This is a genomic window from Polaromonas sp. (genome assembly GCF_039932935.1).
Classification (GTDB): domain Bacteria; phylum Pseudomonadota; class Gammaproteobacteria; order Burkholderiales; family Burkholderiaceae_C; genus Polaromonas.
In genome coordinates this window covers 1-25140 of sequence record NZ_JBDTPB010000100.1, presented here as the reverse complement: position 1 = coordinate 25140, position 25140 = coordinate 1, and the positions used below count along the sequence as shown (strand labels likewise).

The following is a 25140-nucleotide window of genomic DNA, read 5'->3' as shown; positions in this document are numbered from 1 at the left end:
TTTGTTTCAAGACGTAGCCGGGGCCGGGCCGCAGCAAGGCCTCCGGTGACGCCCACTTTCATTCCCTCATGAGTCTCAAGAAGCTTGGCCGTTACGATCTCATCCGCGTCCTGGGCAAGGGGGCGATGGGGCTGGTGTATGAGGGACGCGACCCTAATCTTGACCGCCGCGTAGCGATCAAGACCATCAAGGTCGAGAATATGTCGGAAGAGGCTGCCGCGGAATATGAAGTGCGCTTTCGCACCGAAGCCCGTTCGGCGGCGCGTCTGCAGCACCCGCACATCGTCAGCGTTTATGACTCCGACCGTGACGGCGACATCGCCTTCCTGGTCATGGAGTTCATCGCCGGCGACGACCTCAAGCACCACCTGGACAAGGGCGACCTGTACACCCTCGAACAGACGCTGGGCATCATGGGCGACCTGCTGTCGGCGCTCGATTACGCGCACAAGCAAAGCATCGTCCACCGCGACATCAAACCCGCCAACCTGCTGATCGAGACCAACGGCCGCGTCAAGCTGACGGACTTCGGCGTCGCCCGTATTCAGGATTCAGGCGAAGCCACCCGTACGCAAGGCTCCATGGTGGGCACCCTCAAATACATGTCGCCCGAGCAGGTGCAGGGCCGGCCGATCGACGCCCGTGCCGACCTGTTCGCTGCCGGCATCGTGCTGTATCAGTTGCTGACGGGCAAACGGCCCTTTGACGGTGACACCGACTTCGCCACCATTCAGCAGATCGTCGGGCATACGCCCGTCATGCCCAGTGCGTTCAATGCCCGACTGCCAGCTGCGCTGGACGCCGTGGTGGCCAAGGCACTGGCCAAATCGCGCGACCAGCGCTATGCCAGCGCGCAGGAGTTTCTCACCGCGCTGCAGGCCGCGGCACGGGAAGCGCCCGATACGTCAGTGCTGCCGCCCGCCGTGCCCCCCGGGCCCGGCAGCAATTCCACCTGGACTTCCACCCTGCTGGCCGGCGAAGCGCTGGTCGATCTGCAGTCCGGCACCAGCGCCAACATTTCGGTGGTAACGCAGGAGCTGGAGCTGGTCTACTGGAAAGACATCAAGGAGTCCATGGATGTCGAGGATTTCCACGCCTTCCTGGCCAAGTTTCCGTCCGGCATCTACGCCGACCTGGCGCGTCGCCGCCTGAGAAAACTCGGCACGCCTGGCGCAGACGATTCCGACATCGGCCGGCGCCTTGGCACGGGCACATTGGTGGTTCCGCGCCCCGGCACCCAGCCGGGCCAGCCCGCGCCGGGCATGGCAACTGCCAACGGAACCAGCACCGACCAGGCCTGGAACGCCCTGGAAGAAGCGGCCGCCAACACACCCTCACCGCCGCCGGTGCCCGCCAGGCCGGCTGCCGATGACCCGGACGCCACGCGCCTGGGCGCACCGGCCGCCGCTACGGTGAAAGCGCCAGCCGCTGAAGTCGATGCCGACATATCTCTCGACTGGCCGGAAACCGTCTTCAGCGATCCGGTTGTGAGCCCGGCGGTTAGCGAGCAGCGCGGCGCGCAGCCCGCCAAACCCGCCGCCGCGACCACCGCGTCACCGGCTGCCGGCCCTAAAAGCTCTGTGTCCGCGGCGTCCGCCGCGGCCGCTCGCTCAAGCGCGAATGCTGCCGACGCCTCCTCGGTGCGGCTAAAGTCGGCGCGAAAGCGCAGCCCGTCCGCGTCGCCCATGCCTGCCAAGGCGGGCATCCCCAAGTCCAGCTACCTGTTTTGGGGCGCGGCGGGTGTCGTGGCACTGGTTGTGGTGGCAGCGGGGTGGAAATCACTCTCGGGCCGCAACGTTCCGGCTGCGGCACAGGTCGCCGCCGCTCCGGTAGAAACTCCCGCGACGGCGGAGGCGCCCGCTGCGACCTCTCCTGCACCGGCTACCCCTGTGGCGCCCAAGGCGGCAGAGCCGGCGGTGCAGGCCCAGTCAGCGGCCTCACCGACCCCGCCGGCTTCGTCAGCTGCGGTGGTGCGAGCGCCTTTGACTGCGGCCTCGAAGGCCCAGCTTGCGGCCGCGGTGGCTGCCAAAAGGGCGGCGCTGGAAAAAGAACGGCAAGCCAAACAGGCGCAGACAAAGCCTGCCGTAGCGGCACCTTCCCCCGCGGCAACTGACCGTGCTGCCGCGCCTGCCGCAGCCGCCACAGCCGCAGCAGCGGGCAATCCGCAGCAAGCCTGCGAAGGGCGCATCCTTCTCGGGTTTCAGATCTGCATGTCGGAGCAGTGTGCCAAGCCCGGCTTTGCCCAGCAGCCGGTGTGCGTGGAGCGCCGGGCCATGGAACAGCGGCGGCGTGATCAGTCGTCGAACCGGTAGCCGCTGCGCTCCGGTTTTTGCTGTTGCTATCAAATTAATAGCTGCTCGCGCTCGTTGTTAAAGCGCGACAGGCCTTTTTATTGATTATTCCTGCTCGTGCCACGCCGTCGGCCGGCGTTGCGCCTGCTGCTGCCTTTCCTGCGCCAGTTGCTCCTCCAGCTGCAGGCGCCCCTGCGTCGCCACGGCAATGACCTTGGTGCGGTCCTTGCGGTGCGGGTACATGCGTTCAAACAGCTCCAGGTTGTGCCGGCGAAAGCGCATGGCCGCCTGGCGTGCTTCGTGTGGCGGCTGGCCCAGCAGTTCCAGCACGGTGCGTGCGCTGCGCAGGCTGGACTCAAAGACTTCACGTTCCACCTGCATCACGCCGCGGTCGCGCAGCGCATTCCAGTGCGTCACGTCGCGTGCGCGGGCGACGATTTGCAGCTGTGGAAAGTGTTCACGCGCCAGGTCGACAATCTTCAGCGACTGCTCCATGTCGTCCACCGACAGCACCAGAATTTTCGCGGTGGCCGCACCGGCGGTGCGCAGCAGGTCCAGCCGCGTCGCATCGCCATAAAACACCCGGTAGCCGAAGGACCGCACGGTTTCGACCATCTCCGCGTCGTGATCCAGCACCGTCGCCGGAATGCCCTGGGCCAGCAGCATGCGGCCGATGATCTGGCCGTAGCGGCCGAAACCGGCAATGATGATCGGCGCCTCCTGCTGCTCGGAGATTTCCTCGAGTTGCGGTGTGTCGCAGTTGGCATAGCGCGGCAGCAACAGCTTGTCGACGGCTACCAGCAGCAGGGGGCTGAGCAGCATCGACAACGCCACTGCGCCAATCAGCAGTGAAGCGGTTTCAGCAGAAAACACGTGAGCTCCGGCAGCCGCCTGGAACACCACAAAGGCGAATTCGCCGCCTTGTGCCAGCAGCACTGCAAACACCGGCCGTTCCTGAAATGGCAGTTTCATGAGCCAGGCCAGGCCGTAGATCACGATAAGCTTCAAGGCCAGGAAGCCCACCAGAATGGCGGCCATGAGTCCGGGCGACTTCCACAGCACGCCGAAATCAATGCTCATGCCGACGGCGATGAAAAAGAGGCCGAGCAGCAGGCCCTTGAACGGCTCGATGTCGGTTTCCAGCTCGCGCCGGTATTCGCTTTCAGCCAGCAGCACGCCGGCAAGGAAGGCGCCCAGCGCCATCGACAGACCGACAAACTGCATCAGGGCCGCGATGCCCACCACCAGCAGCAGCGAGGCCGCGGTAAAGATCTCGGGCGTGCCGCTGTTGGCGATCCAGCGCAGCAAGGGCCGCAGCAGCAGGCGACCACCGAGAATGATGCCCACAATGGCTGCTACGATTTTAATAGCTTCCAATGCACGACTGGTATGGGCTACGGCCTCATTGTCTCCATTCATGGCGCCCAGAAGCGGCAGCAGTGCAAGAATCGGAATGGCTGCCACGTCCTGAAACAACAGAATGGAAAAGCCGGCCTGGCCGCTGGAGGTCGGCATCAAGTGGCGCTCGCCAATGGCCTGTAGCGCGATGGCGGTGGACGACAGTGCCAGCCCAAGGCCCGCCACCAGCGCTATTTGCCAGCTCACGCCAAACGCCATCGCCACGCCTGTGAGCAATGCCGCGCATCCCAGCACCTGGGCGCTGCCCCAGCCGAAGATGGGCCGGCGCAAATTCCACAGGCGTTTGGGCTCCAGCTCCAGCCCGACCAGAAACAGCATCAGCACCACGCCAAATTCGGCAAAGTGAAGAATGTCCTGCACGTTGGTGACCAGCCCCAGGCCCCAGGGGCCAATCGCGATGCCGGCGGCGAGGTAGCCGATGATGGAACCCAGGCCGATTTTTTTGGCCAAGGGCACCGCAATGACCGCTGCGGCGAGGTAGATAAAGCTGTTGGTCAGCCAGGCGGGTGCGTGCTCCGTCATGGCGCCCCCACACGGGTCGCGTCGTGCAGCGCGCGGCTGCCTGGGCTGGTTGCCGGTTCAGGCACAAGCCGGTCCTTCATGGGAACGACGCAGGCGGCGCATTGTTCGAGATCGTCGAGCTCCGGCCAGTCGGGATAGCTTTGCAGGCGTTGGCGAAACACCTCTATGTGGTCGACAACGGTCTGCCGGTCAACGCTGTGGGCGCCATGCAGCACCAGCGGCGGCAAAAACCGCATGCCGCACAGAGCCGCGCTTTGCTCATAGGGCGGCAGGAAGGCGTCGAAAAAGTAGCGGTTGTAACCCTGCGGGTGGTAAGACCCCTCGGGGCCGCCCGTGGTGGTGACCAGCCACAGGTCTTTGCCTTCGAGCGCCCGGCCTTCCCCGCCGTCACCCTCGCCATAGGCCCAGCCGTAGGTGAGTACGTCATCGAGCCAGAGCTTTTGCAGCGCGGGCATGGAATACCACTGCAAGGGGTGCAGCAGCACCACCAGCCTGGCGCGTTTCAGCGCCGCTTGTTCGAGGGACACGTCGATGGCGTAGTCGGGGTAGCTTGAGTAAAGGTCCTGCACCTGCGTGCGCGGCATGGCCTTCGCGGCCTCCATCAACGGGCGGTTGACCCGCGATTCACGCCAGGCTGGATGGGCTGCAATGACATAAATGTCAGGGTTTGCAGCGCGGTCGGGAGATTTTTCTGTGGTTGTGAGAACGGCGTTCATGCCGTTACCATAGCGGAAAAGCAAATCAGGTTCCCTGAACACCGAGGAGATTCGCATGCCTGTGGTTGTAATCGCCAATCCGAAGGGGGGCGTCGGCAAAACGACGCTGGCCACCAATGTGGCCGGGTACTTCGCCAGCCAGGGCCATGCGGTCATGCTGGGAGACGCTGACCGGCAGCAGTCTTCGCGGCTTTGGCTGGGCCTGCGCCCGCCGGCGGCCAGGCCGATTGCCACCTGGGACGTGAATGCCGACCTGATCGGCAAACCACCCAAAGGCACGACACACGTGGTGCTCGACACGCCAGGCGGACTTCACGGCGGGCGCTTCAATGACGTGATCAAGCTGGCCGACAAGGTGATCATTCCGCTGCAGCCCAGCGTGTTTGACATCTTTGCCACCCGTGCTTTTCTGGACCAGCTGGCGGAACACCGCCACGCCGGCAAGATGCAGGTGGGCATTGTCGGCATGCGGGTCGATTCACGCACCATCGCGGCGGACAAGCTGCGCAGTTTCGTCGAAGGTCTCGGTTTGCCGGTGCTGGGCTACCTGCGCGACACGCAGAACTACATTCACCTGGCCGCGCGCGGACTGACGTTGTTTGACGTGGCGCCCAGCCGGGTCGAAAAAGACATGGAGCAGTGGAAGGGCATCTGCCAGTGGCTGGATCGCTAAGGAAGCGCTAACCGTTCTCCGTTAAGCGCTGCTGCGGTTTGTCGCTGAGCCGACATGCGGCGCCTGCCCGTGCCGCTACAGTGAGGCCATGAAGATTTTTCAAACCCTTGAAGACTTGGCCGCCTGCGTCGGGCAAGAAGTCGCTGTCAGCGACTGGATCACCATCACGCAGCAGCAGGTCAACCTGTTTGCCGACGCTACAGGCGACCACCAATGGATACACGTCGATGTGGAAAAAGCAGCTGCCGGCCCGTTCGGCGGACCGATTGCCCACGGCTTCCTGACCTTGTCACTGCTGCCGCGTTTTTTTGAGTCCTCGTTTGAGATCACGGGTTCCCGCATGGGGGTGAACTATGGCCTCAACAAGGTGCGGTTTACGGCGCCGGTGCCTGTGGGCAGCCGTCTGCGGGCGCGCATGAAGCTGCTGGCCGCCGACGTGATCGACAACGCGGGCATGCAGATGACTTGGGAAGTGACGGTGGAGCGGGAAGGTTCGCCCAAGCCGGTGTGCGTGGCTGAGTCGCTGGTACGGCGATACCCCTGAAGGAGGTGACGCGAAACCTTAAATTCGCGTCAGCTGGCTGGCCGGCAGCCAACCTTCGAAAACATCAATCAATCCGTTGATGCGCTCGGCGGCTTCCGTCTGGGTGTGTGCATGTGCAATGCACTGGTGCAGGTCGCTGCGCAGCAGCCACAGCTCGGCGGGTGTTTTGGCAAGGCTGATCTTGTAGATCAACCGCGGCGTTCGCGCATCGTCGCAGTCATGCAAAAGCGTACGCAAGCTGTCCTGAATCTGTTCCACAGACAGACGGTTGCCCGGCTTGGCCGGGCTGGAAAGACGGGACACGCTGCTGCCGAAAATACGCTGGATGACCATATTCACTGGGTTTTCCTTCCAGTCTTGTGGACTGGGCGGTGGGAGGGGTACGCGTGGAATAGCCGGGTGGGGCTGTCCGTGCATGGTTGCCTGCAGCAAGAACTGTAGGCGTCAAGCTTTTCAGTATAGGGTTTTTACTTATATTTTGACAAGCGGGGTGCGGCCCAAAGACCTGTAAAGACCCCCGAAACCGGACTTATGTCTCAGCCGGTGCGCCGGAAACTCCGGAAAACCCGTTTTGGCGCCAGGCCTCAAACACGGTGACGGCCACGCTGTTGGAAAGATTCAGGCTTCGCTGGCCGGGGAGCATAGGCACTTTCAGGCGTTGCGCCGGCGCGAAAGATTCGCGCAGCGCAGGCGCCAGGCCCCGGGTCTCGGAGCCGAAAACCAGCCAGTCGCCCAGCAGGAAGTGCGCGTCGTAAACGCTGCCGGACCCCCGTGTGGTCATGGCGAAGAGCCGTTGCGAGGGTGGTTGCTCACTTTCGAGCAGAGCCTGCCAGTTTGCATGCCGCAGCACTTTGGCATATTCGTGATAGTCAAGCCCCGCGCGGCGCATGTGCTTGTCTTCCATCGAAAACCCCAGCGGTTCAACCAGGTGCAAACGGCAGCCAGTGTTGGCCGCCAGCCGGATGACGTTGCCGGTGTTCGGCGGGATTTCAGGCTCGACCAGGACAATATTGAACATGCGGCGGGAAAAGAATCGGGATGACGGTTGCTGGAAGATGAAAGTGAAAGCGCGGCGGTGACAGCGCGGCGTGGCAAGCCCGGATTTTAGGTCGGGGCTGTACGCGCCAGGACGACGGCGGTAATGTGCGCGGCGCCAGCGTCCCGCAAAGCCTGCGCGGCTGTGTAGATCGACGCGCCACTTGTCATGACATCGTCCACCAGCACGACACGCCGCCCCTGAAGCGCTGCCGTGCGCAGCGGGTCGACCTGAAAGGCGCCCTTGACATTGGCCAGTCTGTCTTTGCGTTTGAGCTGGCTTTGCGGGCGTGTGTGTCTCACGCGCAGCAGCAGCCGGGCGTCGGTGCCTGCCCGCGTGCCGGTTTGGCGGGCCAGTGCCGTACACAAGGCCCAGGCCTGGTTGAAACCGCGCAGTTGCAGGCGTTCCGCGGACAGCGGCAATGGAATGACCCAGTCGCCCGGCTCCAGCCCGGCCATGAGGTCGGGCACACCAGGTGACTGCGCCAGCAGGCCGGCAAAAAAATCGGCCCAGCCGTGCTGTTCGCCGAACTTGTAGCTCGCGATCAGCGCGGACCAGGGGTAGGCATAGTCCACGCCGGCCAAGGTGCCGTCCAGCGGCGGCGGGTGGCTGACGCAAGCGCCGCACAGCCGTGATCTGGTTACAGCGGGGTCTATCGAATGCCCCCCTGGCAATGCGAGCGCACAGCGGCTACAGCGGCAAATGGCGGAGGCAAATCGGGCGACGCAGGCCCGACATACCTGGCGCGCGGGCCAGCTGCGGCAAACCGCACACTGGCTGGGGAGGGCGGCGAAAAGGGTCTCGAGCCCGGGCCGTCGGGGCGGGAATGCGGCAGGGGCAAGCAGGCGTGTGAACACCGTGTCAATATACTCGCGTGGCTTGCCGCCTCTGTGCCTCTTTCCTTCAGATCCAGCGCTCTCACTCGCTCCCTCGTTTTTTGCATGACCTCTACACAGCGCCCCCCCACGCTCGATCCGACCGCGGTCAGCCGCTGGGACCACTCCGCGCCCCTGGCGTCGCCATGGCTCCATGAGGAAGTGGCACGGCGCATGCTGGACCGGTTGCAATGGATCAAGTTGCTGCCGCGCACCTGGGTCCACTGGGGTGCGCTGCGCGGCGGGCTTCAGGCGCAAGCGACGCTGGCTGGGCTTTACCCTAAATCCAGGTGTTTTGTGGTTGAAACCATTGATGGTCGGGCGCAAGCAGCTATCAAAAAAATAGCAATTCCGTGGTGGAACCCGCGGCGCTGGACAAGGGCAGCGATGCGCTTTGAGGCGCCGCCGGCCGGTACTGCCGACATGCTGTGGGCGAACATGGCGCTGCATGAGTCGGCCGACCCGCAGGCCCTGCTGGCGCGGTGGCACCAGATGTTGAAAGTAGACGGCTTCCTGATGTTTTCGTGCCTGGGCCCGGATACGGCCAGGGAATTGCGGGAACTCTATGCGCAGCTGGGCTGGACTCCAGCGGGGCATGAGCTGACCGACATGCACGATTGGGGCGACATGCTGGTGCAGACAGGGTTTGCCGAGCCGGTCATGGACATGGAGCGCATCACGCTCACCTACGCGACGCCGATGCGCCTGCTGGAGGACCTCCGCGAGTTGGGCCGCAACTTTCATCCCGCGCGTTTTCCCGCTTTGCGGGGCCGGGCCTGGAAGGCACAACTCGAAAATGCACTGTCCCGCCATCTTGTCAAAGGAGATGACGGCCGGCTCTCCCTCACGTTTGAAATCATTTACGGCCATGCCCTGAAAGCGCAGCCCCGGATCAAGGTCAGTGCCCTCAGCGCGGTGTCGGTTGCCGACATGCGCAGCATGCTGCAGGGGCCGCGCTCCGGCGGGTAAGGCGGCCCACAGCGGGTGTTGCGCAGGCGCCGCCAATCCCCGAATTGAGGGGTTTTCAGGGGGGCGGCAAGGCAAACCCGGCTACAATTCAAAGCTGAAATTTTGGGTATGTTCCCCAGCCTCATGCGGTCAATGCCTGGCGTTAACCGCAGTTTTTTTGAGGGTTGCCACATGCTGCAGCCAACACCAGCGTTTCGTTTTGCCACCTTGCCTGCGCAGGGCGTCCACAGCCACGATGCTGTGCTGTGGCTTCTCAAGCGTCATTGTTCACTCACACCGGCCCAGCTGGGGTGGCTGTATGTGTCGCTGTGTGGCGTCTCACTGGGAATCGCCGCGTTTTTCTGGCTGCAGGGCGCCACCATGGTGATGCCTTTTGCCTGGATCGAACTGATGGCGGTGGGGGCGGCTTTTGTGGTGTATGTGCGGCATGCGGGAGACGGAGAAAAAATCGTTCTTCAGGGCAGCCGGCTGGTGGTGGAGCTGGAAACGGCAGGTCGCACGGAGCGAGCCGAATTCAACCGTGAATGGGTTCGGATCGAACCCAAGGACGGAGACGGTTCGCTGATTGAAGTGTCAGGACAGGGGCGGTCTGTCAGGGTTGGGCGGCATGTGCGCCCGGAGCTGCGTCCCGCGCTGGCACGCGAGATCCGCATGGCACTGCGAAGCGCCTGACGGCTCCTGAAAGACTTGTGTCAGTTCAGGTGCGGCGGGGTGTCCCGCCGCTAACTTTATAATCAGCAGGTTAATTTGGTCGGTAACGTCGGTAATTGAAGCAGAAAAAGTGATCACGATGAACGTAAGCAACACCATCAGCAAAACGACACGGCTTGGCATGCAGCATGCAGGCGCAATTCTGGTATCTGCGGCCGCCTGGGTCAGCACCGCCGCTTACGCCGTCAACGACCTGAAAGGCGGGCCGGCCGTCAATCAGCTGAATCTGCACCCGGCCGTGACCAAGATTGCCGAAGAGCAGCAGTGGCTGCACTGGTTCATGATGGCCATCTGCCTCGTGATCTTCGTGGCCGTGTTTGGAGTGATGTTTTATTCCATCCTGATGCACCGCAAGTCCGTCGGCCACAAATCAGCCAACTTCCATGAGTCCACCGCCGTTGAAATCGCCTGGACCATCGTTCCTTTCATCATCGTGATCGCCATGGCCCTGCCGGCCACCAAAGTGCTGGTCGCCCAGAAGGACACCACCAGCGCCGACCTCACCATCAAGGCGACCGGCATCCAGTGGAAGTGGGGCTACGACTACATCAAGGGCGAAGGCGAAGGCATCGGCTTTGTCTCTACGCTTGACAACACGCACCGCGAAATGTCCAACAACGGCGGCCCGAAAGCCGGCGAAGCACCGGACAACTACCTGCTCAAGGTCGACAACCCGCTGGTCGTGCCCGTCAACAAGAAAATCCGCATCATCACTACGGCCAGCGACGTGATCCACGCCTTCGCCGTTCCGGCTTTCGGCATCAAGCAGGATGCGATTCCCGGGTTTGTGCGCGACACCTGGTTTCGCGCTGAAAAAGAAGGCGACTACTACGGCCAGTGCCAGGAACTCTGCGGCAAGGAACACGCCTACATGCCTATCCATGTGAAGGTGGTTTCCGCCGCCGACTACTCCGCATGGGTGGCTGTCAAGGCCAAAGAGGCCGCCGCCAAGGCCGATGATCCGACCAAGGTCTGGACGCTGGTTGACCTGAAGGCCCGCGGTGAAAAAGTCTATGCGGCCAACTGTGCCGCCTGCCACCAGGCCAACGGCAAGGGCGCCGGCCCGATCAAGCCACTGGACGGCTCGCCCATCGTGCTCGATGCCGACCATGCCAAACAAATCCATACCGTGCTCAACGGCGCCGCCGGTGGCGCCATGCCTTCCTGGAAGGCGCTGAGCGACACCGACATCGCCGCCGTGATCAGCTACTCCAAGAACAACTGGTCCAACCAGACCGGCCAGATCGTTCAGCCCGCCGAAGTGCAGGCTGCCCGCAAGTAAGCCGATCCGTCCGCCCCACGAACAGAATTCGCCGGCGCCATATCTTCTGTATATGCGCCGGCTGCCAAGATAAAGCTACAGGCCAAAGCCACCAAAGGAAGCCAAGATGAGTGCAGTTCTAGACCATCACGACCACGCGCATGATGACCACCACGACCATGCCCCGACGGGCTGGCGGCGCTGGGTCTTCGCGACCAACCATAAAGACATCGGAACGTTGTATCTGCTGTTCAGCTTCTTCATGCTGATGTTCGGCGGTGTGCTGGCGCTGATGATCCGCGCCGAGCTGTTCCAGCCCGGCCTGCAGCTGGTCAACCCTGAGCTCTTCAATCAGCTCACGACCATGCACGGCCTGATCATGGTGTTCGGTGCGATCATGCCGGCCTTTGTCGGCTTCGCAAACTGGATGATCCCCTTGCAGATCGGCGCGGCCGACATGGCGTTCGCCCGCATGAACAACTTCAGCTTCTGGCTGCTGATCCCGGCCGGCCTGATGCTCGTCGGTTCCTTCTTCATGCCCGGCGGTGCTCCTGCTGCGGGCTGGACGCTCTACGCGCCGCTGACGCTGCAAATGGGCCCGTCCATGGATGCCGGTATTTTTGCGATGCACATTTTGGGCGCCTCGTCCATCATGGGCTCGATCAACATCATCGTGACCATCCTTAACATGCGCGCACCTGGCATGACGCTGATGAAGATGCCGATGTTCTGCTGGACCTGGCTGATCACCGCTTACCTGCTGATCGCCGTGATGCCCGTGCTGGCAGGCGCCATCACCATGACGCTGACGGACCGCCACTTCGGCACCAGCTTCTTCAACCCCGCCGGCGGCGGCGACCCGGTGATGTACCAGCACATCTTCTGGTTCTTCGGCCATCCCGAGGTCTACATCATGATCTTGCCGGCCTTCGGCATCATCAGCCAGATCATCCCGGCCTTCTCGCGCAAGCGCCTGTTCGGCTACGCCTCTATGGTGTATGCCACCGGTTCTATCGCCATCCTGAGCTTTGTCGTGTGGGCTCACCACATGTTCACCACCGGCATGCCGGTTACGGGCCAGCTGTTCTTCATGTACTCCACCATGCTGATCGCCGTGCCCACGGGCGTGAAGGTGTTCAACTGGATCGCCACGATGTGGCGCGGCTCCATGACCTTTGAAACCCCCATGCTGTTTGCCGTGGGCTTCATCTTCGTGTTCACCATCGGCGGCCTGACGGGCGTGATCCTCTCGGTCGCACCCATCGACACGCAGCTGCAGGACACCTACTACGTGGTGGCGCACTTCCACTACGTGCTGGTGGCCGGTTCGCTCTATGCCCTGTTTGCCGGCTACTACTACTGGTCGCCCAAATGGACCGGCGTCATGTACAACGAAACCCGCGGCAAGATCCACTTCTGGTGGTCGCTGATTTCGTTCAACGTGACCTTCTTCCCTATGCACTTCCTGGGCCTGGCCGGCATGCCGCGCCGCTATGCCGACTATCCCATGCAGTTCGCTGACTTCAACGCCGTGGCCAGCGTGGGTGCGTTCTTCTTCGGCTTTGCCCAGCTCTACTTCTTCCTGTTCATCGTGGTCCCCACGATGCGCGGCAAGGGTGCACCAGCCAAGCAGAACCCCTGGGTGGATGAAGGCGGCAAGGGCGCCGAAGGCCTGGAGTGGGAAGTCCCATCGCCGGCGCCGTTTCACACCTTCGAAACGCCTCCCAAGCTGGATGCTTCGGCAACCCGCGTGATCGGTTGATTGATCCATCGCTACGCGCCATGACGACACCTGAACAAAAGAAAAGCAACCTGAGGCTGGCCCTGATACTGGCTTCGGTCGCGCTCGTCTTTTTTGTCGGTTTCATGGCCAAGATGATCTTCCTGGGCCATTGAGCCGACTGACCGACCTCAGGCTCCAACCGGTACCAATGTGATGCGGCTCAAGCGCGAAAACTTCAACATGATGGGCAAGCTCGGCGTGATCGTGCTCGGCATGTTCTGTTTTGGTTATGCGCTGGTACCTATTTACAAAGCCATTTGCGAGATGACCGGCATCAACGTGCTGGCTCTGGGGGACCGTCAAATTCCCGGCGCGACGCCCAATCTGCCGGCCAACACCCAGGTGGACCGCACACGCACCATCACGGTGGAGTTTGACGCGAATTCGCGCGGCCCCTGGCATTTCAAGCCCGCCCAGAACACATTGCAAGTGCATCCCGGCGAGTTGACCACGGTCATGTACGAATTCCAGAACGTGCAAAACCGCACCATGTCTGCCCAGGCCATTCCGAGCTATGCGCCGGCACAGGCGGGTGCGCATTTCAACAAGCTCGAATGCTTTTGCTTCAGCCAGTACACGCTGGCGCCGGGCGAGAAGAAGCAGTGGCCCGTGGTCTTTGTGATCGACCCCAAGCTGTCGAAAGATGTGAACACGATCACGCTGTCGTATACCTTTTTCGAAGTGGGCGGCAAGACGCCGGCCGCACCGGCAAGTCCCCCGGCGACCAATGCCGCTGTGCTGGCCGAAAAACAGGCGGGCGCATGACCATGGCCGTATCACCTGCCAAGAAACCGTCTCTCCTGCGCACCGTCAAGGCAGTGGCATGGTCTTTTGTGGGCCTGCGTGCGCGCGGCGACTACGAAGAAGACGTGAAAAATTTAAATCCGCTCCACATCATTGGGGTTGGGTTGATTGCCGTGTTTGTGTTTGTCGCAGTCCTGGTGCTGCTGGTGAACTGGATGGTGGCGCGCTAGCCGGCGCGCCTTCCGCAATACGGTTTGAACTAAAGATTATTTGGAAATTCGAGAGAAAAACAGGAGTCGAGCGATGTCATCAGCAACCCACGGGTCAACCCCCCATTACTTCGTCCCCAGCCCGTCCAGTCACCCCGTGATGGCGGCCATAGGTCTGTTTTTCGTGATCCTCGGCGCCGGCCAATGGATCAATGGCGCTTCCTGGGGTGCATGGTCGCTGGCTTTTGGCATGGTGTGGTGGCTGGTGACGCTGTTCCGCTGGTTCAGTGAATCCATCGCCGAAAGCGAAGGCGGCATGTACGGCCACAGGATCGATCTGTCCTTCCGCTGGAGCATGAGCTGGTTCATCTTTTCGGAAGTCATGTTCTTCGGCGCTTTTTTCACTGCGTTGTGGTGGGCCCGCTCCCATTCGCTGCCTGCATTGGGCAGCCTCGAAAACGCATTGCTCTGGCCCGACTTCAAGGCTGTCTGGCCCAGCCTGGCTGCCGGCGCGACGGCCTCGCCGGCAGACATCATTGAGCCCTTCACGGCCATGAAGCCGCTGGTCGTGGGCGGCGGCATCTGGGCCAGCATCATGGGCTCCCTGCCGACGGTCAATACGGCGCTGCTGCTGACTTCCGGTGTCACCATCACCATTGCCCACCATGCCCTCATTGAAGGAAAACGTGCACGCACCATCGCCTTCATGTGGATGACGGTTGCGCTTGGCGTGGTCTTCCTGTTCGTGCAGGGCTATGAGTACTTTCATGCCTATCATGAGATGAACCTGAAGCTGACTTCAGGTGTGTACGGATCCACCTTCTTCATGCTCACGGGTTTCCACGGTTTTCACGTGTTTGTCGGCATGCTGATGCTGCTGTTCATCACGCTGCGCCTGCAAAAAGGCCACTTCACCCCTGAAAAGCATTTCGGCTTCGAAGGCGCTGCCTGGTACTGGCACTTCGTGGACGTGGTGTGGCTCGGCCTGTATATCCTGGTGTACTGGCTGTAAGGCGGAACCAATCGCGGCCTGTGCCGCTCAACCAAAGGCCGCTTGATGCGGCCTTTGTCATTTACCTGCCGACCTATTTACCCGCCGGAATTCCGGTGGGCTGGATGTAACCGAGCTTCCATGCGATCAAGATGCAGATGAACAGCAGCACCGAAAACCCGACACGGAACGCGAGTGCGCGCGCCATATTGCTGGTTTTACGCTTGCCGTCGCTGTCACTGCCGCCCTTGAGCATGAAGAAGAGCGCGGAAGCCAGGCTGGCGATGATGGCGATGAACGCCAAGGCAACGAGGTAATTCATGAACAGGATTATCCGCCCATGAAACGCACGTTGCATTCGCCGCGCTTCTGGCTGCTCACGCTGGCCGCAGTGGCGGTGGCCGCCACCACGTTCTCCCTGGGGCAATGGCAATTGCGCCGTGCTGCGCAAAAAGAGGCGCTGCAGGCGGCCATAGAGGCCCAGGGCCGGCTCACCATGCTGGACGCGCGTACGCTGCTGGCGGCAAAAGACCTGTCCGCCGACATTCACCGGCCCGCTGCGCTCACGGGAAGCTGGCGCGCGGAACATACGGTGTACCTCGACAACCGGCCCATGAGCGGCAAGACGGGGTTTGTCGTGGTCACGCCGCTGGTGCTCGAGGGTAGCTCCCAGGCCATTTTGGTCCAGCGCGGCTGGGTGCCGCGCAATTTTGCCGACCGCACCGCGCTGCCTGAAATTTCTACGCCAGCAGGGCTGGTCACGGTGCAGGGCCGCATTGCCCCGCCCCCGTCCAGGCTCTATGAGTTCACAGGGGTCGAGAGCGGCCGGATACGGCAAAATCTCGACTTGCCAGCCTTCCGGGCGCAGACCGGCCTGCCGCTGATGGACGTGTCACTGCTGCAAACCGGCGCGGCCAATGAAGGTTTGCTGCGCGAGTGGGCGGCTCCCAATCTGGGGGTGGACAAGCACTACGGCTATGCCTTTCAGTGGTTTGGTTTGTGTGCCCTGGTCGTCCTTCTGTATGGCTGGTTTCAGCTGCTGCTTCCTTTACGTACCTTCCTGCGCGGCAAACGCCGTGACCCACTGCCGTGACAAACACTACGCCCGACACTTCTTCCGAACGCGCTGCCGCTTCCACACTGCAAGACCAGCCGTTGGGCCTGACCGTCCACACCATGCCGCTGCTGGACCAGTCCAGCACACAGTCGCCCAACCCCGTGGCCGGCCGCTGGAAAATGCTGGCCGTGCTGCTGGTGTGCGCGGCGCCCGTGATCGCGTCTTACTTCACGTACTACGTGGTTCGCCCCGAAGGCCGCCGTAATTTTGGCGAACTGATTGATCCACAGCGGCCGCTGCCGCCGCTTGAAACCCGCACGCTCGATGGCCGCACCGGAACGCTCACGGCGCTGAAAGACCAGTGGCTGCTGATCAGCGTCGCCGGCGCCGCTTGCGATGCGCGATGTGAGCAGAACCTGTATTTCCAGCGCCAGCTTCGTGAATCGCTTGGCAAGGAAAAGGAGCGCCTTGACCGGGTATGGCTGGTGGCCGACGACCTGCCGGTGCGCGATGTGCTGCTGCCCGCCCTGACGGCATCGACCGTACTGCGCGTGGCGCCCGCAGCGCTCGCCCAGTGGCTTGAGCCCGCTGCAGGGCAACGCCTGCAGGACCATCTTTATCTGGTCGATCCGCTCGGCAACTGGATGATGCGCTTTCCGGCCGATATGGATGCCGCTGCGGCCGCCAAAGCCAAGCGCGACCTTGAGCGCCTGCTGCGTGCTTCGGGCAGCTGGGACAAAGAGGGCCGCTAGATATGGCCCCCACGCTTTTTACTTCGCCTTCGGCTGCGTGTAATGCGCTGCCCCCCGAGGGGGCCGCCCGCCTGTGGCCCGGCAAAGCCGGTTCCACGGCTCATGCTGGGTTGAAGAGAATTCACGGGACACAACCAAGGGCGCCGCGGGACTGGCTTTGCCAGACCGCAGGCGCCGCCCCCTTGAGGGGGGAACAGGCTACACGCAGTGAGCCTGGACGGGGGTGGGCTTAATCATGAATCCGCAAAACCTTTACGACCTGAGCCCTGCCTTGCGCCTGATGATCATGGGGCTGGTGGTGGCGGTCGGGCCGTTGGCCTGGGTGTGGGTACGCAACAAGAATGCACCGGTGACGCAGCGTTTGCGGGTGCTGACGCTGGTGATTTTGTTTCTCACGTTTGACCTGGTGATCTTCGGCGCGTTTACCCGGCTCACTGATTCGGGTCTGGGTTGTCCTGACTGGCCGGGCTGCTACGGCAGTGCCAGCCCGGTGGGGGCGCAGGTGCATATTGAGGCTGCGCAGACCGCCATGCCGACCGGGCCGGTCACGCATTCCAAGGCCTGGATCGAGATGATTCACCGCTACCTCGCTACCGGTGTGGGTGTGCTGATCCTCACACTGACCATCACCAGTTGGCTGGAGCGCAAGCGGACCCCGGTCTCGGTTTGGTGGCCTGCCGCCACTTTGGCGTGGGTGTGTCTGCAGGGCGCATTCGGTGCGCTCACCGTCACCATGAAATTATTCCCGGCCATCGTCACGCTGCACTTGCTGGGCGGCCTGGTGTTGCTGGCCCTGCTGCGGGCGCAGGCTGTGCGGTATGCGCGGGCGCAGGGTGCAAGCGCTATGCTCCTTTCAGCCGGCCTGCGGCTTGCTGTGGTCGCTGCCTTTGCCTTGCTCTGGGTGCAGATTGCCTTGGGCGGTTGGGTCAGCACCAACTATGCGGTGCTGGCGTGTACGGACTTTCCGGGCTGCCAGAACTCGCTGTGGCCCGCCATGGACTTCCTGCAGGGCTTCACGCTCTGGCGTGAACTGGGCGCGGGCCACGACGGCGCCAACATCAGTTTCCAGGCGCTCACCGCCATCCACTATGCCCACCGCCTCGTGGCTTACCTCGTGGTTGCCACGTTCCTCGCGCTGGCTTTTTGCTTGCACCGCATCCCGGCGTTTCGCACGCCTGCGCGCTGGCTGGCGGGGCTCATCCTGTTGCAGGCTGTCACGGGCATCAGCAACGCCGTGCTGGGCTGGCCCCTATTCGCCGCGGTCACGCATACCGGCGGTGCCGCAGCCCTCGTCATTGTGCTCAGCGGCGTGGTCTTTTCCAGCCGCGGCGAGGCCTTTGCAGCACATGCGTCAAAATCGAATGCCTAGCGACTCCCCATGAACCCCAGTACCCCGTCCGCCGCTCCGGCTTCCGCCACGCCTCACGCTCCGTCGAAGTTTGCGCAGTTCTATGCGCTGACCAAACCGCGGGTGGTACAGCTCATCGTGTTCTGCGCCTTGATCGGCATGGTGCTGGCCGTTCCCGGTGTGCCTGCATGGCCCGATGTGCGGCTCGCGTTGATCGCTTGCGCAGGCATCTGGCTGGTGGCGGGGGCCGCCGCCGCCTTCAACTGCCTGGTCGAGCAGCAGATTGATTCGCGCATGCGGCGCACCGCCTGGCGGCCCACTGCCAAGGGCGAGCTCAGCAATCCGCTCACGCTGGCTTTTTCTGCCGGCCTGTGCGCGCTGGGTTCGTGGATTTTGTATGTATGGGTGAACCCGCTCACCATGTGGCTGACCTTCGCCACCTTCATCGGTTACGCGGTGGTCTATACCGTGATCCTCAAGCCCATGACGCCGCAGAACATCGTGATCGGCGGAGCCTCGGGCGCCATGCCGCCGGTGCTGGGTTGGGCCGCCATGACGGGCTCGGTCGGCCCCGAGGCGCTGATCCTTTTTCTGATCATCTTCCTCTGGACGCCACCGCACTTCTGGGCGCTGGCGCTGTACCGCGTTGAAGACTATCGCAAGTCGGGCCTGCCCATGTTGCCGGTCACCCACGGCAATGAATTCACACGTCTGCAGGTGTTCCTCTACACGCTGGTGCTGTTTCCCGCCTGCCTCATGCCTTTTATCTTCAAGATGAGCGGCTGGCTTTATCTGGTGGCCGCCGTGGCCCTCAGCATTGGCTTCAGTTGGTACGGCTGGCGCCTGTGGCGCAATTATTCCGACGCGTTGGCGCGCAAGACATTTCGCTTTTCACTGATTCACCTGTCGGTGCTGTTTGCCGCCTTGCTCATCGACCATTACCTTGTTTAGGTCCCGCGCATGAAACCTTGTCTACCCGTCACGCCTCGGTCCGCTCGTCGATCCGCTCTCAAAATCATAGCTGGTGGCGCTCTGTTGACGGGCGCTGCAGGCCTTTTAGTTGCTTGTGCGCCGGACAAGCCGCAGTTCAAAAGCATAGACCTCACAGGTGCCGACTATGCCCAGGGCTTCACGCTGACAGACCATAACGGCCAAGTCCGTACATTGAAAGACTTCACGGGCAAGATCGTGGTCGTGTTCTTCGGCTTCACCCAATGTCCCGATGTCTGCCCGACGTCAATGGCCGAACTCGCGCAGATCAAAAAGTTGTTGGGCCCGGACGGCGACAAGCTGCAGGCCATCTTCATCACGGTCGACCCGGAGCGCGACACGCCCGAATTGCTCAAGGCCTACATGGGCAACTTTGACCCGGCCTTCCTGGCGCTGCGCCCGACCATGGACCAATTGCCCCAGGTCGCAAAAGACTTCAAGGTGTATTACAAAAAGGTCGACGGCAAAACGCCTGGCAGCTACACCATGGACCATTCCGCCGGCAGCTATGTCTTCGACGGCCAAGGGCGCATCCGCCTGTACAACCGCTATGGCACCGGCGCTGAAGCGCTGGCATCCGACATCCGCCTGTTGCTCAAGTCCTGAGCGAAGCAGCCGTGCAAGGCTGTGATCGAAAAGAAAAAAGCCCGCACATTGCTGTGCGGGCTTTTTTTACAGGGCGTGAGCCTGCGGGCTTCAAGCGTAGGCGGCCAACACCTTCTTCATCTTCTTCATGGCCGCCACTTCAATCTGGCGAATCCGCTCGGCGCTCACCTTGTACTCGGCCGCCAGGTCATGCAGCGTCATGCCGCCCGAACCATCGTCGTTCACCTTGAGCCAACGCTCTTCCACGATGCGGCGTGAGCGTGGGTCCAGGTCCCCCAGCGCGGCGGTGATGCCGTCAGACGCGAGGCTGTCACGCTGGCGCGACTCCATCAGCGCCGTCGGCTCTTGCGTGGCGTCAGCCAGGTAGGCGATCGGGCCGAAAGCGTCTTCGCCGTCGTCGCCCGGGCTCGGGTCCAGCAGCACGTCGCCGCCCGACATGCGCTGCTCCATCTCAATGACTTCCTCGCGCTTGACGTTCAGCGTCTTCGCCATTGAATCGATCTGGCCTTCTGTCAGTGTGTCGCGGTGCGTCGCCACGTCGGCGTCGTCCTTGAAACCCTGCTTCATTGAGCGCAGGTTGAAAAACAGCTTGCGCTGGGCTTTGGTCGTGGCGACCTTCACCATGCGCCAGTTCTTCAGGATGTACTCATGGATCTCGGCCTTGATCCAGTGCATGGCGTAGCTCACCAGGCGAACGTTCTGGTCCGGGTCGAAGCGCTTCACGGCCTTCATCAGGCCGATGTTGCCTTCCTGGATCAGGTCGCCGTGGGGCAGGCCATAACCCAGGTATTTACGCGAAATCGACACGACCAGGCGCAAGTGAGAGAGCACTAACTTACCAGCAGAGTCAAGGTCGTTGTTTTCCTTGAGGTTTTTGGCAAACTCTTGCTCCTGCTCCAACGTGAGCATGGGAAGGCGGTTAACGGCGGAAATGTAGGCGTCCAGGTTGCCCAGTGGGGGAACCAGCGACCAAGGGTTGACGGCTGCCACGGCGCCGGCTTGGGGCGCAGCGACGGCAGAGGTCAGCGATTGGGGGGAAAGAGCATGTGACACTGCAGAACTCCTTTTCTCTATTGCTAAATATTAGCACTCTGTTGGAGAGAGTGCTAAGCAATAGGTTCAATGACTCGGATAGCGCAAGGCTAATACGTAGAAACCCTTGCCTGGGTTGGAGGGAATCCTGTCGGCATTAGTTCGCGGCAGCGTGTTTCGCGCATGTAAAGGAAGCGGGGCTTGGGAACGGTCCGCAACATATCGGCTATTCGCAGCCGTTGTTGCCACCCTTTGGCCCCGAATCATCCAGCAGATCGCTCATTTTTTGATAGCTGTTCGCGCAGGATGGCATTGGGCTGGAGGCCAATTCGATACATACATCAGGGGCCAGTGACCGCGGAAGGCGGTTGTTTGCCCCCCCAAATCTCCCTTGGCGGCGTCCGCAAGGCCTGGGAAGCAGGTTTTATGAGTCATATCGGCCTGTAGCCCTTATTCCATGAGCGCAAGCAGCTATCAATTTAATAGTACCCGCAGTGGCCGCGCATCAAACCGCGAGCCTGCGTCATTCCAGGATGGCCACCTTACGGCAGCCGCTTGTCGTCGCGAACCTCACGCACCTCGACGTCGACGACATCCCGGGCGCCAGGGGCTGTTCGGCTGTCCGGGGTTGCCCCGCCCGGCCACATGTCCTGAGGGGTGTAACGCTGGAAGCGGCCAAACACCACGGCTGGCGCCGGCTTGCGGCCGGTAACCAGTGACTTCAGCAGGCTCAGCGCCACGACAACCAAAGCCGCGACCAGCAGGCTGACGGCAAACACCGCCGCAAAGATGCCCAGCAGGAGTTTGAGGAAAAAGCGCAGTAATTGACTGATCAAGCGAGGTACCTGGGAAACGGTTTAAACCTCCCAAATGGAGGCCGGCGCGGTATTTTCAAGCTGGACGGGTCACCAGCGTATGCCGAGCCGCGCGAACAGCTTGCTCAGCACAAACAGCGGGCCAACCCATAGGTACTGGATGTCTTCAAAAAAGGAAGGCTTCTTGCCTTCGATCTTGTGGCCGATGAACTGCAGGACCCAGGCGCCAACAAAAATGCCGATACAGATCGGCAATACCAGCGGCCCCATGGTGAATACCAGGCCTAGAAACAGCACCGACCAGACCGCCATGGTCATAAAGAACACCGCCGACAGGCGGGCGTAATAGACCATGCTGGCCGCGACGAACACATACGCGACGTAAGGATGCAGCGCAAACAGCATGCCGACAAGGCTCAGCATGATGAGCGGGATGGCGATGAAGTGGATCAGTTCGTTGCGTGGGTGCCGGTGGCTTTCGCCGTAGTGCGTCAGCAACTGGTCAACTTTGCGCGGTTCCGCAAATGTCTCGGGAATATTCGCTATGTCGTTCATGTACGTCTCCAGTGGCGAGGAACGCCTCTGGACGGATTTTCCGTCAGGCAGTGAGCACCGCAGCGGTGTTTTACAAAACGTAACGCAGGCCGCGAGCGGCCTGCGCACTTTGTGCTTACCGGTTTGCTTGCCGGATCAAGTCGGCGTGATTTTCGCGGTCTTGATGATCCGGTTCCAGCGGTCTATCTCGCTCTTCAGGAAACGGCCGAATTCTTCCGAACCCTTTTGTGAAACACGAAAGCCCTGCTGCTTGGCGCGCTCTTCCACTTCAGCGCTGTACATGATCTTGATCATCTCGCGCGAGTATTTGTCCACGATATCGTCCGGGGTCTTGGCCGGGAGCATGACCCCCGTCCAGTTCTCGACAAAGAGCCCCGGCATGCCGGCTTCAAAGGCCGTGGGAACGTCGGGCACCCCGGGGTGACGGCCCAGGCTGCAGATTGCGATCGCGCGCAGCTTGCCACCCTTGACATGAGCGATCGATTCCGGGAAGTTGGAAAAAACCACGTCCAGCTGGCCACCGATCAGGTCAACCATCGACGGTGCACCGCCGCGGTAGGGAACATGGACCATCTTTGTCTTGTTCAGATCATTGAACAAGGCCATGGTCAGGTGCGCCGGCGTGCCGTTGCCGCTCGAGCCCGCGCTCAGCTGCTTGGTTTTGGACACCGCCATCAGGTCCTTGAAATCCTTGATGGGGCTGGCCGTCGGCACGACGATCAGCATCGGCGAATTGGCCAGCAGGGCAACAGGACGCAAATCCTTGGTGAAGCTGTATGCCGCGTTGGGGTACAGGGAAACGTTCGCGGCATGCGTCAACGTGATGGCCAGCAGGGTGTTGCCATCCGGTGGGGATTTGGCGACAAATTCAGCACCGATCTGTGCGTTTCCGCCGGCCTTGTTTTCCACAATCACTGTAGTTTTCCACGCTTCCGACAGTTTTTGGGCAACCGTGCGGGCCATGATGTCGGTCAGCCCGCCGGGCGTAAAAGGGACCACATACTTGATGGTGCTGCCGGGTTTGGGAAAGGCTTGCTGGGCCAGCCCCAGACCCGGAATACCCACCAGGGATGCACCCGCTGATGCCAATACGATGTCACGACGTTTCATAACAGTTTCCTCTTGAGTAATTTTTAAACAACCAACTGATCCAACTGTGATTTGAGCGCGTCGGGAATGGTGATTCCCGCTTGTAGTGCCTTCGCTTCAAGTGCAGTGCGCCGCGCGCCAGCCAGACGTACACCGTCATCCAGCAGCATTTCGGCAATCACGGTTTCCATGCGCTCAAAGTACGTGTCAACGCCTGCAAGGGCGCCCGGGTCAATCAGGATAAAAGCCTGACCGATGCGCGGTTGATTGCCTTCGTCCACAAAAAAGGACGATGCCTCAAAAGAAAATTGGGAGCCGATCACGGCGGTCACCATCAGTTCCACCATCAAGGCCAGCATGGAGCCCTTGGGGCTGCTGACGGCGCCCAGCGGGAGCATGGACCCCTCCAGGGCCGCCTGCGCATCGGTGGTGGGCCGGCCTTGTGTATCCAGCGCCCAGCCCAGCGGAATGGGCTTGCCTTCCTTGGCTGCAAGCATCACTTTGCCGCGCGCGACTTCGCTGAGCGACAGATCAATCAGCAGTGGGTCGGCATTTCGGCGCGGAAACGCGGCTGCAATCGGGTTGGTGCCAAAGACCGGGTGCTTGCCGCCTGCGGCCGGCATGGCCGCCGGTGCGTTGGCAAATCCCAGCCCGACCAGGCCGGCTTCGGCCGCGGCGCGCAGATGGTCGACCAGCACACCGCAATGGTGGCTATTGGTCACGCCGACAAAGCAAACGCCCAACTCGCGGGCGGTTGCAATAGCGGTGGTGATCGCCAGATCGCAGGCAGGAAAGGCCAGGCCTTTCCCGGCGTCCACCAACACGGCCGCCCCTTTTTTGTGCGCCACGACGGCGACGGCATGGCCATCGGCCCGGCCATTGCGAAGATGGGTGGTGTATTGCGGTACGCGGCTCAGCCCGTGGGAGGCGAGCCCCTGTGCTTCAGCGCGGACCAACGCCTTGGCGGTACTGCAGGCCATGGCCTCGGCGGCACCGGCCTTGCGCAATGCCTGGGTTGCCAGGTCGCGTGCTTCGTCGAGAGTCAGATGCGCCATCTACAAAAAACTTTCCAGAACTTTGATCGCGATCATCACCGATACACGCTCATTCGACTGCGCACTAACGCCCGAGATGTGGGGGGTTAACAACAAGTTGGGGCAATCCTGCAACGAAGGACTTACAGGCAAGGGCTCCACATCGAAAACATCGATCGCCGCGCCGCCCAGTTGGCCGGTTCGCAACGCGGCGGTGAGCGCATTAATGTCGACAATGTGGCCCCGCGAGGTGTTGATCAGCACCGCGCCCTTTTTCATCGCGCCGATGCGGGCCGCATTGAAGAGGCCGCGCGTGGTGTCGAGCAGCGGAATATGCAGCGTGACAACGTCGGCGCTACGCACGAGTTCATCAAGGCTAACGGGCTGGACGCCCGACTGCGCAAACACCGGCGCATCGCGCGGCAGCATCGCATCGTGCGCGATGACCCGCATGCCCAGGCCGTGCGCCAGGCGCGCCGTGGTCTGGCCGATGGAGCCGAACCCGACAATGCCCAGCGTTTGCCCTGCGGTCTCGCGGCCGTTGCCAAGAGCCGCTCTCGGCCACTGGCCGGTGGCTACCGCGCCCGTGGACGCAAAGGCGCCGCGCAGCAGCAGCAGGGTGCTGGCGATCACGTATTCCGCCACGCTGAGCGCATTTGCGCCAGTGGCAGGAATAACCTTGATGCCCCTGGCCTCGCAAGCCGGCACGTCGATGTTGTCCAGGCCCACGCCCAGCCGGCCCACCACCTTGCATCGCGCCATGGCCGCCAGCAAGTCGCCGCGCACCTGCGTCAGGTTGCGCACCACCAGGGCGTCAGCCCCGGCCGCCTCGGCCCGCAGGCGGGCGGCATCACCCACCAGCTTCGGGTCGTAGAGCACATCGTGTGCGGCTGCAAGGCGCGCAACGGCCCCCTCATCCATAAACTCGCAGATGACAATGCGCGCCCGCGTCATGACCGCACCGCAAGCATGCGAAGCCAATTTTCCGCCGGGCCGCCCCAAGGAAAATTAGCCCCCTCGGGGGGCAGCGCATTACACGAAGTGAAAAGCGTGGGGGCTGAAATTTCCGCCGGGCCGCCCCAAGGAAAATTAGCCCCCTCGGGGGGCAGCGCATTACA

The 25140-nt window shown here is 62.0% G+C and carries 28 protein-coding genes; 16 read left to right on the top strand and 12 right to left on the bottom strand.

What is annotated here, in order from left to right; all coding sequences use genetic code 11:
- The first annotated feature begins 68 nt into the window (after positions 1-68).
- Positions 69-2312, top strand: a complete 2244-nt coding sequence (locus ABI546_RS16585) for a serine/threonine-protein kinase (RefSeq protein ID WP_348048224.1) — start codon at positions 69-71, stop codon at positions 2310-2312.
- Positions 2313-2396: 84 nt separating this feature from the next.
- Here ABI546_RS16585 and kefC read toward each other — a convergent pair whose 3' ends face one another.
- Complete coding sequence (gene kefC, locus ABI546_RS16580) at positions 2397-4232, bottom strand: glutathione-regulated potassium-efflux system protein KefC (RefSeq protein WP_348048222.1); 1836 nt, start codon at positions 4230-4232, stop codon at positions 2397-2399.
- Positions 4229-4948: an NAD(P)H-dependent oxidoreductase gene (locus ABI546_RS16575; RefSeq protein WP_348048220.1), complete on the bottom strand. Its 720-nt coding sequence runs from the start codon at positions 4946-4948 to the stop codon at positions 4229-4231. Before ABI546_RS16575 ends, kefC begins: the two co-directional genes overlap by 4 nt.
- A 55-nt stretch (positions 4949-5003) precedes the next feature.
- Between ABI546_RS16575 and ABI546_RS16570 the strand changes: the two genes are divergently transcribed.
- Together ABI546_RS16570 and ABI546_RS16565 are read left to right on the top strand one after the other, a co-directional pair.
- Positions 5004-5621 (top strand): ParA family protein, encoded by a 618-nt coding sequence (locus ABI546_RS16570; RefSeq protein ID WP_348048218.1) that lies wholly within the window; start codon positions 5004-5006, stop codon positions 5619-5621.
- 88 nt (positions 5622-5709) lie between these two features.
- Positions 5710-6165 (top strand): MaoC family dehydratase, encoded by a 456-nt coding sequence (locus ABI546_RS16565; protein ID WP_348048216.1) that lies wholly within the window; start codon positions 5710-5712, stop codon positions 6163-6165.
- Positions 6166-6183: 18 nt separating this feature from the next.
- Here ABI546_RS16565 and ABI546_RS16560 read toward each other — a convergent pair whose 3' ends face one another.
- The 3 genes from ABI546_RS16560 to ABI546_RS16550 all read right to left on the bottom strand — a co-directional run bounded on the left by ABI546_RS16560 (position 6184) and on the right by ABI546_RS16550 (position 7776).
- The gene (locus ABI546_RS16560; protein ID WP_348048214.1) at positions 6184-6504 is read right to left on the bottom strand and encodes a hypothetical protein; all 321 of its coding nucleotides are present in this window, start codon (positions 6502-6504) and stop codon (positions 6184-6186) included.
- A 190-nt stretch (positions 6505-6694) separates the two neighbouring features.
- Positions 6695-7183 (bottom strand): tRNA (cytidine(34)-2'-O)-methyltransferase, encoded by a 489-nt coding sequence (locus ABI546_RS16555; RefSeq protein WP_348048212.1) that lies wholly within the window; start codon positions 7181-7183, stop codon positions 6695-6697.
- 86 nt (positions 7184-7269) lie between these two features.
- Positions 7270-7776, bottom strand: a complete 507-nt coding sequence (locus ABI546_RS16550; RefSeq protein WP_348048326.1) for a phosphoribosyltransferase family protein — start codon at positions 7774-7776, stop codon at positions 7270-7272.
- 366 nt (positions 7777-8142) lie between these two features.
- On the opposite strand from ABI546_RS16550, the gene ABI546_RS16545 reads away from it, so the two are divergent.
- The 8 genes from ABI546_RS16545 (at position 8143) to ABI546_RS16510 (ending at position 14765) form a co-directional block, all read left to right on the top strand.
- Positions 8143-9045 carry a biotin synthase gene (locus ABI546_RS16545; RefSeq protein WP_348048210.1) on the top strand — a complete coding sequence of 301 codons (903 nt, stop codon included), beginning with the start codon at positions 8143-8145 and terminating at the stop codon, positions 9043-9045.
- 171 nt (positions 9046-9216) lie between these two features.
- Complete coding sequence (locus tag ABI546_RS16540) at positions 9217-9717, top strand: DUF2244 domain-containing protein (protein WP_348048208.1); 501 nt, start codon at positions 9217-9219, stop codon at positions 9715-9717.
- Positions 9718-9835: 118 nt separating this feature from the next.
- Positions 9836-11038, top strand: coding sequence for a cytochrome c oxidase subunit II (coxB, locus tag ABI546_RS16535; protein ID WP_348048206.1), 1203 nt, complete (start codon positions 9836-9838; stop codon positions 11036-11038).
- 106 nt (positions 11039-11144) lie between these two features.
- The gene (gene ctaD / locus ABI546_RS16530; protein ID WP_348048204.1) at positions 11145-12779 is read left to right on the top strand and encodes a cytochrome c oxidase subunit I; all 1635 of its coding nucleotides are present in this window, start codon (positions 11145-11147) and stop codon (positions 12777-12779) included.
- Positions 12780-12799: 20 nt separating this feature from the next.
- Positions 12800-12913 carry a cytochrome oxidase small assembly protein gene (locus tag ABI546_RS16525; protein ID WP_348048202.1) on the top strand — a complete coding sequence of 38 codons (114 nt, stop codon included), beginning with the start codon at positions 12800-12802 and terminating at the stop codon, positions 12911-12913.
- A 40-nt stretch (positions 12914-12953) separates the two neighbouring features.
- Positions 12954-13565 carry a cytochrome c oxidase assembly protein gene (locus ABI546_RS16520; RefSeq protein WP_348048200.1) on the top strand — a complete coding sequence of 204 codons (612 nt, stop codon included), beginning with the start codon at positions 12954-12956 and terminating at the stop codon, positions 13563-13565.
- Positions 13562-13774 carry a DUF2970 domain-containing protein gene (locus ABI546_RS16515; RefSeq protein WP_348048198.1) on the top strand — a complete coding sequence of 71 codons (213 nt, stop codon included), beginning with the start codon at positions 13562-13564 and terminating at the stop codon, positions 13772-13774. The genes ABI546_RS16520 and ABI546_RS16515 overlap by 4 nt, the downstream gene beginning before the upstream one ends.
- Positions 13775-13847: 73 nt before the next feature.
- The gene (locus ABI546_RS16510) at positions 13848-14765 is read left to right on the top strand and encodes a cytochrome c oxidase subunit 3 (RefSeq protein ID WP_348048196.1); all 918 of its coding nucleotides are present in this window, start codon (positions 13848-13850) and stop codon (positions 14763-14765) included.
- Positions 14766-14838: 73 nt separating this feature from the next.
- Here the strand turns inward: ABI546_RS16510 and ABI546_RS16505 are convergent, their stop codons facing one another.
- Positions 14839-15066 (bottom strand): twin transmembrane helix small protein, encoded by a 228-nt coding sequence (locus ABI546_RS16505; protein WP_348048194.1) that lies wholly within the window; start codon positions 15064-15066, stop codon positions 14839-14841.
- Between the two features lie 18 nt (positions 15067-15084).
- On the opposite strand from ABI546_RS16505, the gene ABI546_RS16500 reads away from it, so the two are divergent.
- From ABI546_RS16500 to ABI546_RS16480, 5 genes are all read left to right on the top strand, one after another.
- Positions 15085-15837, top strand: coding sequence for an SURF1 family protein (locus tag ABI546_RS16500; RefSeq protein ID WP_348048192.1), 753 nt, complete (start codon positions 15085-15087; stop codon positions 15835-15837).
- An 83-nt stretch (positions 15838-15920) separates the two neighbouring features.
- Entirely contained in the window at positions 15921-16553 is a 633-nt protein-coding gene (locus ABI546_RS16495; protein WP_348048324.1) for a hypothetical protein, read from the top strand.
- A 235-nt stretch (positions 16554-16788) separates the two neighbouring features.
- Positions 16789-17922 carry a COX15/CtaA family protein gene (locus tag ABI546_RS16490; RefSeq protein ID WP_348048190.1) on the top strand — a complete coding sequence of 378 codons (1134 nt, stop codon included), beginning with the start codon at positions 16789-16791 and terminating at the stop codon, positions 17920-17922.
- A 9-nt stretch (positions 17923-17931) separates the two neighbouring features.
- Positions 17932-18852: a heme o synthase gene (cyoE, locus tag ABI546_RS16485; RefSeq protein ID WP_348048188.1), complete on the top strand. Its 921-nt coding sequence runs from the start codon at positions 17932-17934 to the stop codon at positions 18850-18852.
- Positions 18853-18861: 9 nt separating this feature from the next.
- A complete protein-coding gene (locus ABI546_RS16480) occupies positions 18862-19497 on the top strand; it encodes an SCO family protein (protein WP_348048187.1) in 636 nt (211 codons plus the stop codon).
- A 90-nt stretch (positions 19498-19587) separates the two neighbouring features.
- Here ABI546_RS16480 and rpoH read toward each other — a convergent pair whose 3' ends face one another.
- The 6 genes from rpoH to ABI546_RS16450 form a co-directional block, all read right to left on the bottom strand.
- Positions 19588-20523: an RNA polymerase sigma factor RpoH gene (gene rpoH, locus ABI546_RS16475; protein ID WP_348048322.1), complete on the bottom strand. Its 936-nt coding sequence runs from the start codon at positions 20521-20523 to the stop codon at positions 19588-19590.
- Positions 20524-21071: 548 nt separating this feature from the next.
- On the bottom strand, positions 21072-21365 hold the full coding sequence (locus tag ABI546_RS16470) for a hypothetical protein (protein WP_348048185.1): 294 nt from the start codon (positions 21363-21365) through the stop codon (positions 21072-21074).
- Positions 21366-21434: 69 nt separating this feature from the next.
- Positions 21435-21899 (bottom strand): Mpo1-like protein, encoded by a 465-nt coding sequence (locus tag ABI546_RS16465; protein ID WP_348048183.1) that lies wholly within the window; start codon positions 21897-21899, stop codon positions 21435-21437.
- A 135-nt stretch (positions 21900-22034) separates the two neighbouring features.
- Positions 22035-23009: a tripartite tricarboxylate transporter substrate binding protein gene (locus ABI546_RS16460; RefSeq protein WP_348048181.1), complete on the bottom strand. Its 975-nt coding sequence runs from the start codon at positions 23007-23009 to the stop codon at positions 22035-22037.
- A 23-nt stretch (positions 23010-23032) separates the two neighbouring features.
- Positions 23033-24043, bottom strand: a complete 1011-nt coding sequence (locus ABI546_RS16455) for an Ldh family oxidoreductase (protein ID WP_348048179.1) — start codon at positions 24041-24043, stop codon at positions 23033-23035.
- Positions 24044-24976 (bottom strand): hydroxyacid dehydrogenase, encoded by a 933-nt coding sequence (locus tag ABI546_RS16450; RefSeq protein ID WP_348048320.1) that lies wholly within the window; start codon positions 24974-24976, stop codon positions 24044-24046.
- Between the last annotated feature and the right edge of the window lie 164 nt (positions 24977-25140).

Excerpts from the sequence above, each read along its gene's own strand:
- ABI546_RS16585 (WP_348048224.1), top strand. The coding sequence starts at position 69 with ATGAGTCTCAAGAAGCTTGGCCGTTACGATCTCATCCGCGTCCTGGGC.
- kefC (WP_348048222.1), bottom strand. The coding sequence starts at position 4,232 with ATGACGGAGCACGCACCCGCCTGGCTGACCAACAGCTTTATCTACCTC.
- ABI546_RS16575 (WP_348048220.1), bottom strand. The coding sequence starts at position 4,948 with ATGAACGCCGTTCTCACAACCACAGAAAAATCTCCCGACCGCGCTGCA.
- ABI546_RS16570 (WP_348048218.1), top strand. The coding sequence starts at position 5,004 with ATGCCTGTGGTTGTAATCGCCAATCCGAAGGGGGGCGTCGGCAAAACG.
- ABI546_RS16565 (WP_348048216.1), top strand. The coding sequence starts at position 5,710 with ATGAAGATTTTTCAAACCCTTGAAGACTTGGCCGCCTGCGTCGGGCAA.
- ABI546_RS16555 (WP_348048212.1), bottom strand. The coding sequence starts at position 7,183 with ATGTTCAATATTGTCCTGGTCGAGCCTGAAATCCCGCCGAACACCGGC.
- ABI546_RS16545 (WP_348048210.1), top strand. The coding sequence starts at position 8,143 with ATGACCTCTACACAGCGCCCCCCCACGCTCGATCCGACCGCGGTCAGC.
- ABI546_RS16540 (WP_348048208.1), top strand. The coding sequence starts at position 9,217 with ATGCTGCAGCCAACACCAGCGTTTCGTTTTGCCACCTTGCCTGCGCAG.
- coxB (WP_348048206.1), top strand. The coding sequence starts at position 9,836 with ATGAACGTAAGCAACACCATCAGCAAAACGACACGGCTTGGCATGCAG.
- ctaD (WP_348048204.1), top strand. The coding sequence starts at position 11,145 with ATGAGTGCAGTTCTAGACCATCACGACCACGCGCATGATGACCACCAC.
- ABI546_RS16525 (WP_348048202.1), top strand. The coding sequence starts at position 12,800 with ATGACGACACCTGAACAAAAGAAAAGCAACCTGAGGCTGGCCCTGATA.
- ABI546_RS16520 (WP_348048200.1), top strand. The coding sequence starts at position 12,954 with ATGCGGCTCAAGCGCGAAAACTTCAACATGATGGGCAAGCTCGGCGTG.
- ABI546_RS16515 (WP_348048198.1), top strand. The coding sequence starts at position 13,562 with ATGACCATGGCCGTATCACCTGCCAAGAAACCGTCTCTCCTGCGCACC.
- ABI546_RS16510 (WP_348048196.1), top strand. The coding sequence starts at position 13,848 with ATGTCATCAGCAACCCACGGGTCAACCCCCCATTACTTCGTCCCCAGC.
- ABI546_RS16505 (WP_348048194.1), bottom strand. The coding sequence starts at position 15,066 with ATGAATTACCTCGTTGCCTTGGCGTTCATCGCCATCATCGCCAGCCTG.
- ABI546_RS16500 (WP_348048192.1), top strand. The coding sequence starts at position 15,085 with ATGAAACGCACGTTGCATTCGCCGCGCTTCTGGCTGCTCACGCTGGCC.
- ABI546_RS16495 (WP_348048324.1), top strand. The coding sequence starts at position 15,921 with ATGCCGCTGCTGGACCAGTCCAGCACACAGTCGCCCAACCCCGTGGCC.
- ABI546_RS16490 (WP_348048190.1), top strand. The coding sequence starts at position 16,789 with ATGAATCCGCAAAACCTTTACGACCTGAGCCCTGCCTTGCGCCTGATG.
- cyoE (WP_348048188.1), top strand. The coding sequence starts at position 17,932 with ATGAACCCCAGTACCCCGTCCGCCGCTCCGGCTTCCGCCACGCCTCAC.
- ABI546_RS16480 (WP_348048187.1), top strand. The coding sequence starts at position 18,862 with ATGAAACCTTGTCTACCCGTCACGCCTCGGTCCGCTCGTCGATCCGCT.
- ABI546_RS16465 (WP_348048183.1), bottom strand. The coding sequence starts at position 21,899 with ATGAACGACATAGCGAATATTCCCGAGACATTTGCGGAACCGCGCAAA.
- ABI546_RS16460 (WP_348048181.1), bottom strand. The coding sequence starts at position 23,009 with ATGAAACGTCGTGACATCGTATTGGCATCAGCGGGTGCATCCCTGGTG.
- ABI546_RS16455 (WP_348048179.1), bottom strand. The coding sequence starts at position 24,043 with ATGGCGCATCTGACTCTCGACGAAGCACGCGACCTGGCAACCCAGGCA.
- ABI546_RS16450 (WP_348048320.1), bottom strand. The coding sequence starts at position 24,976 with ATGACGCGGGCGCGCATTGTCATCTGCGAGTTTATGGATGAGGGGGCC.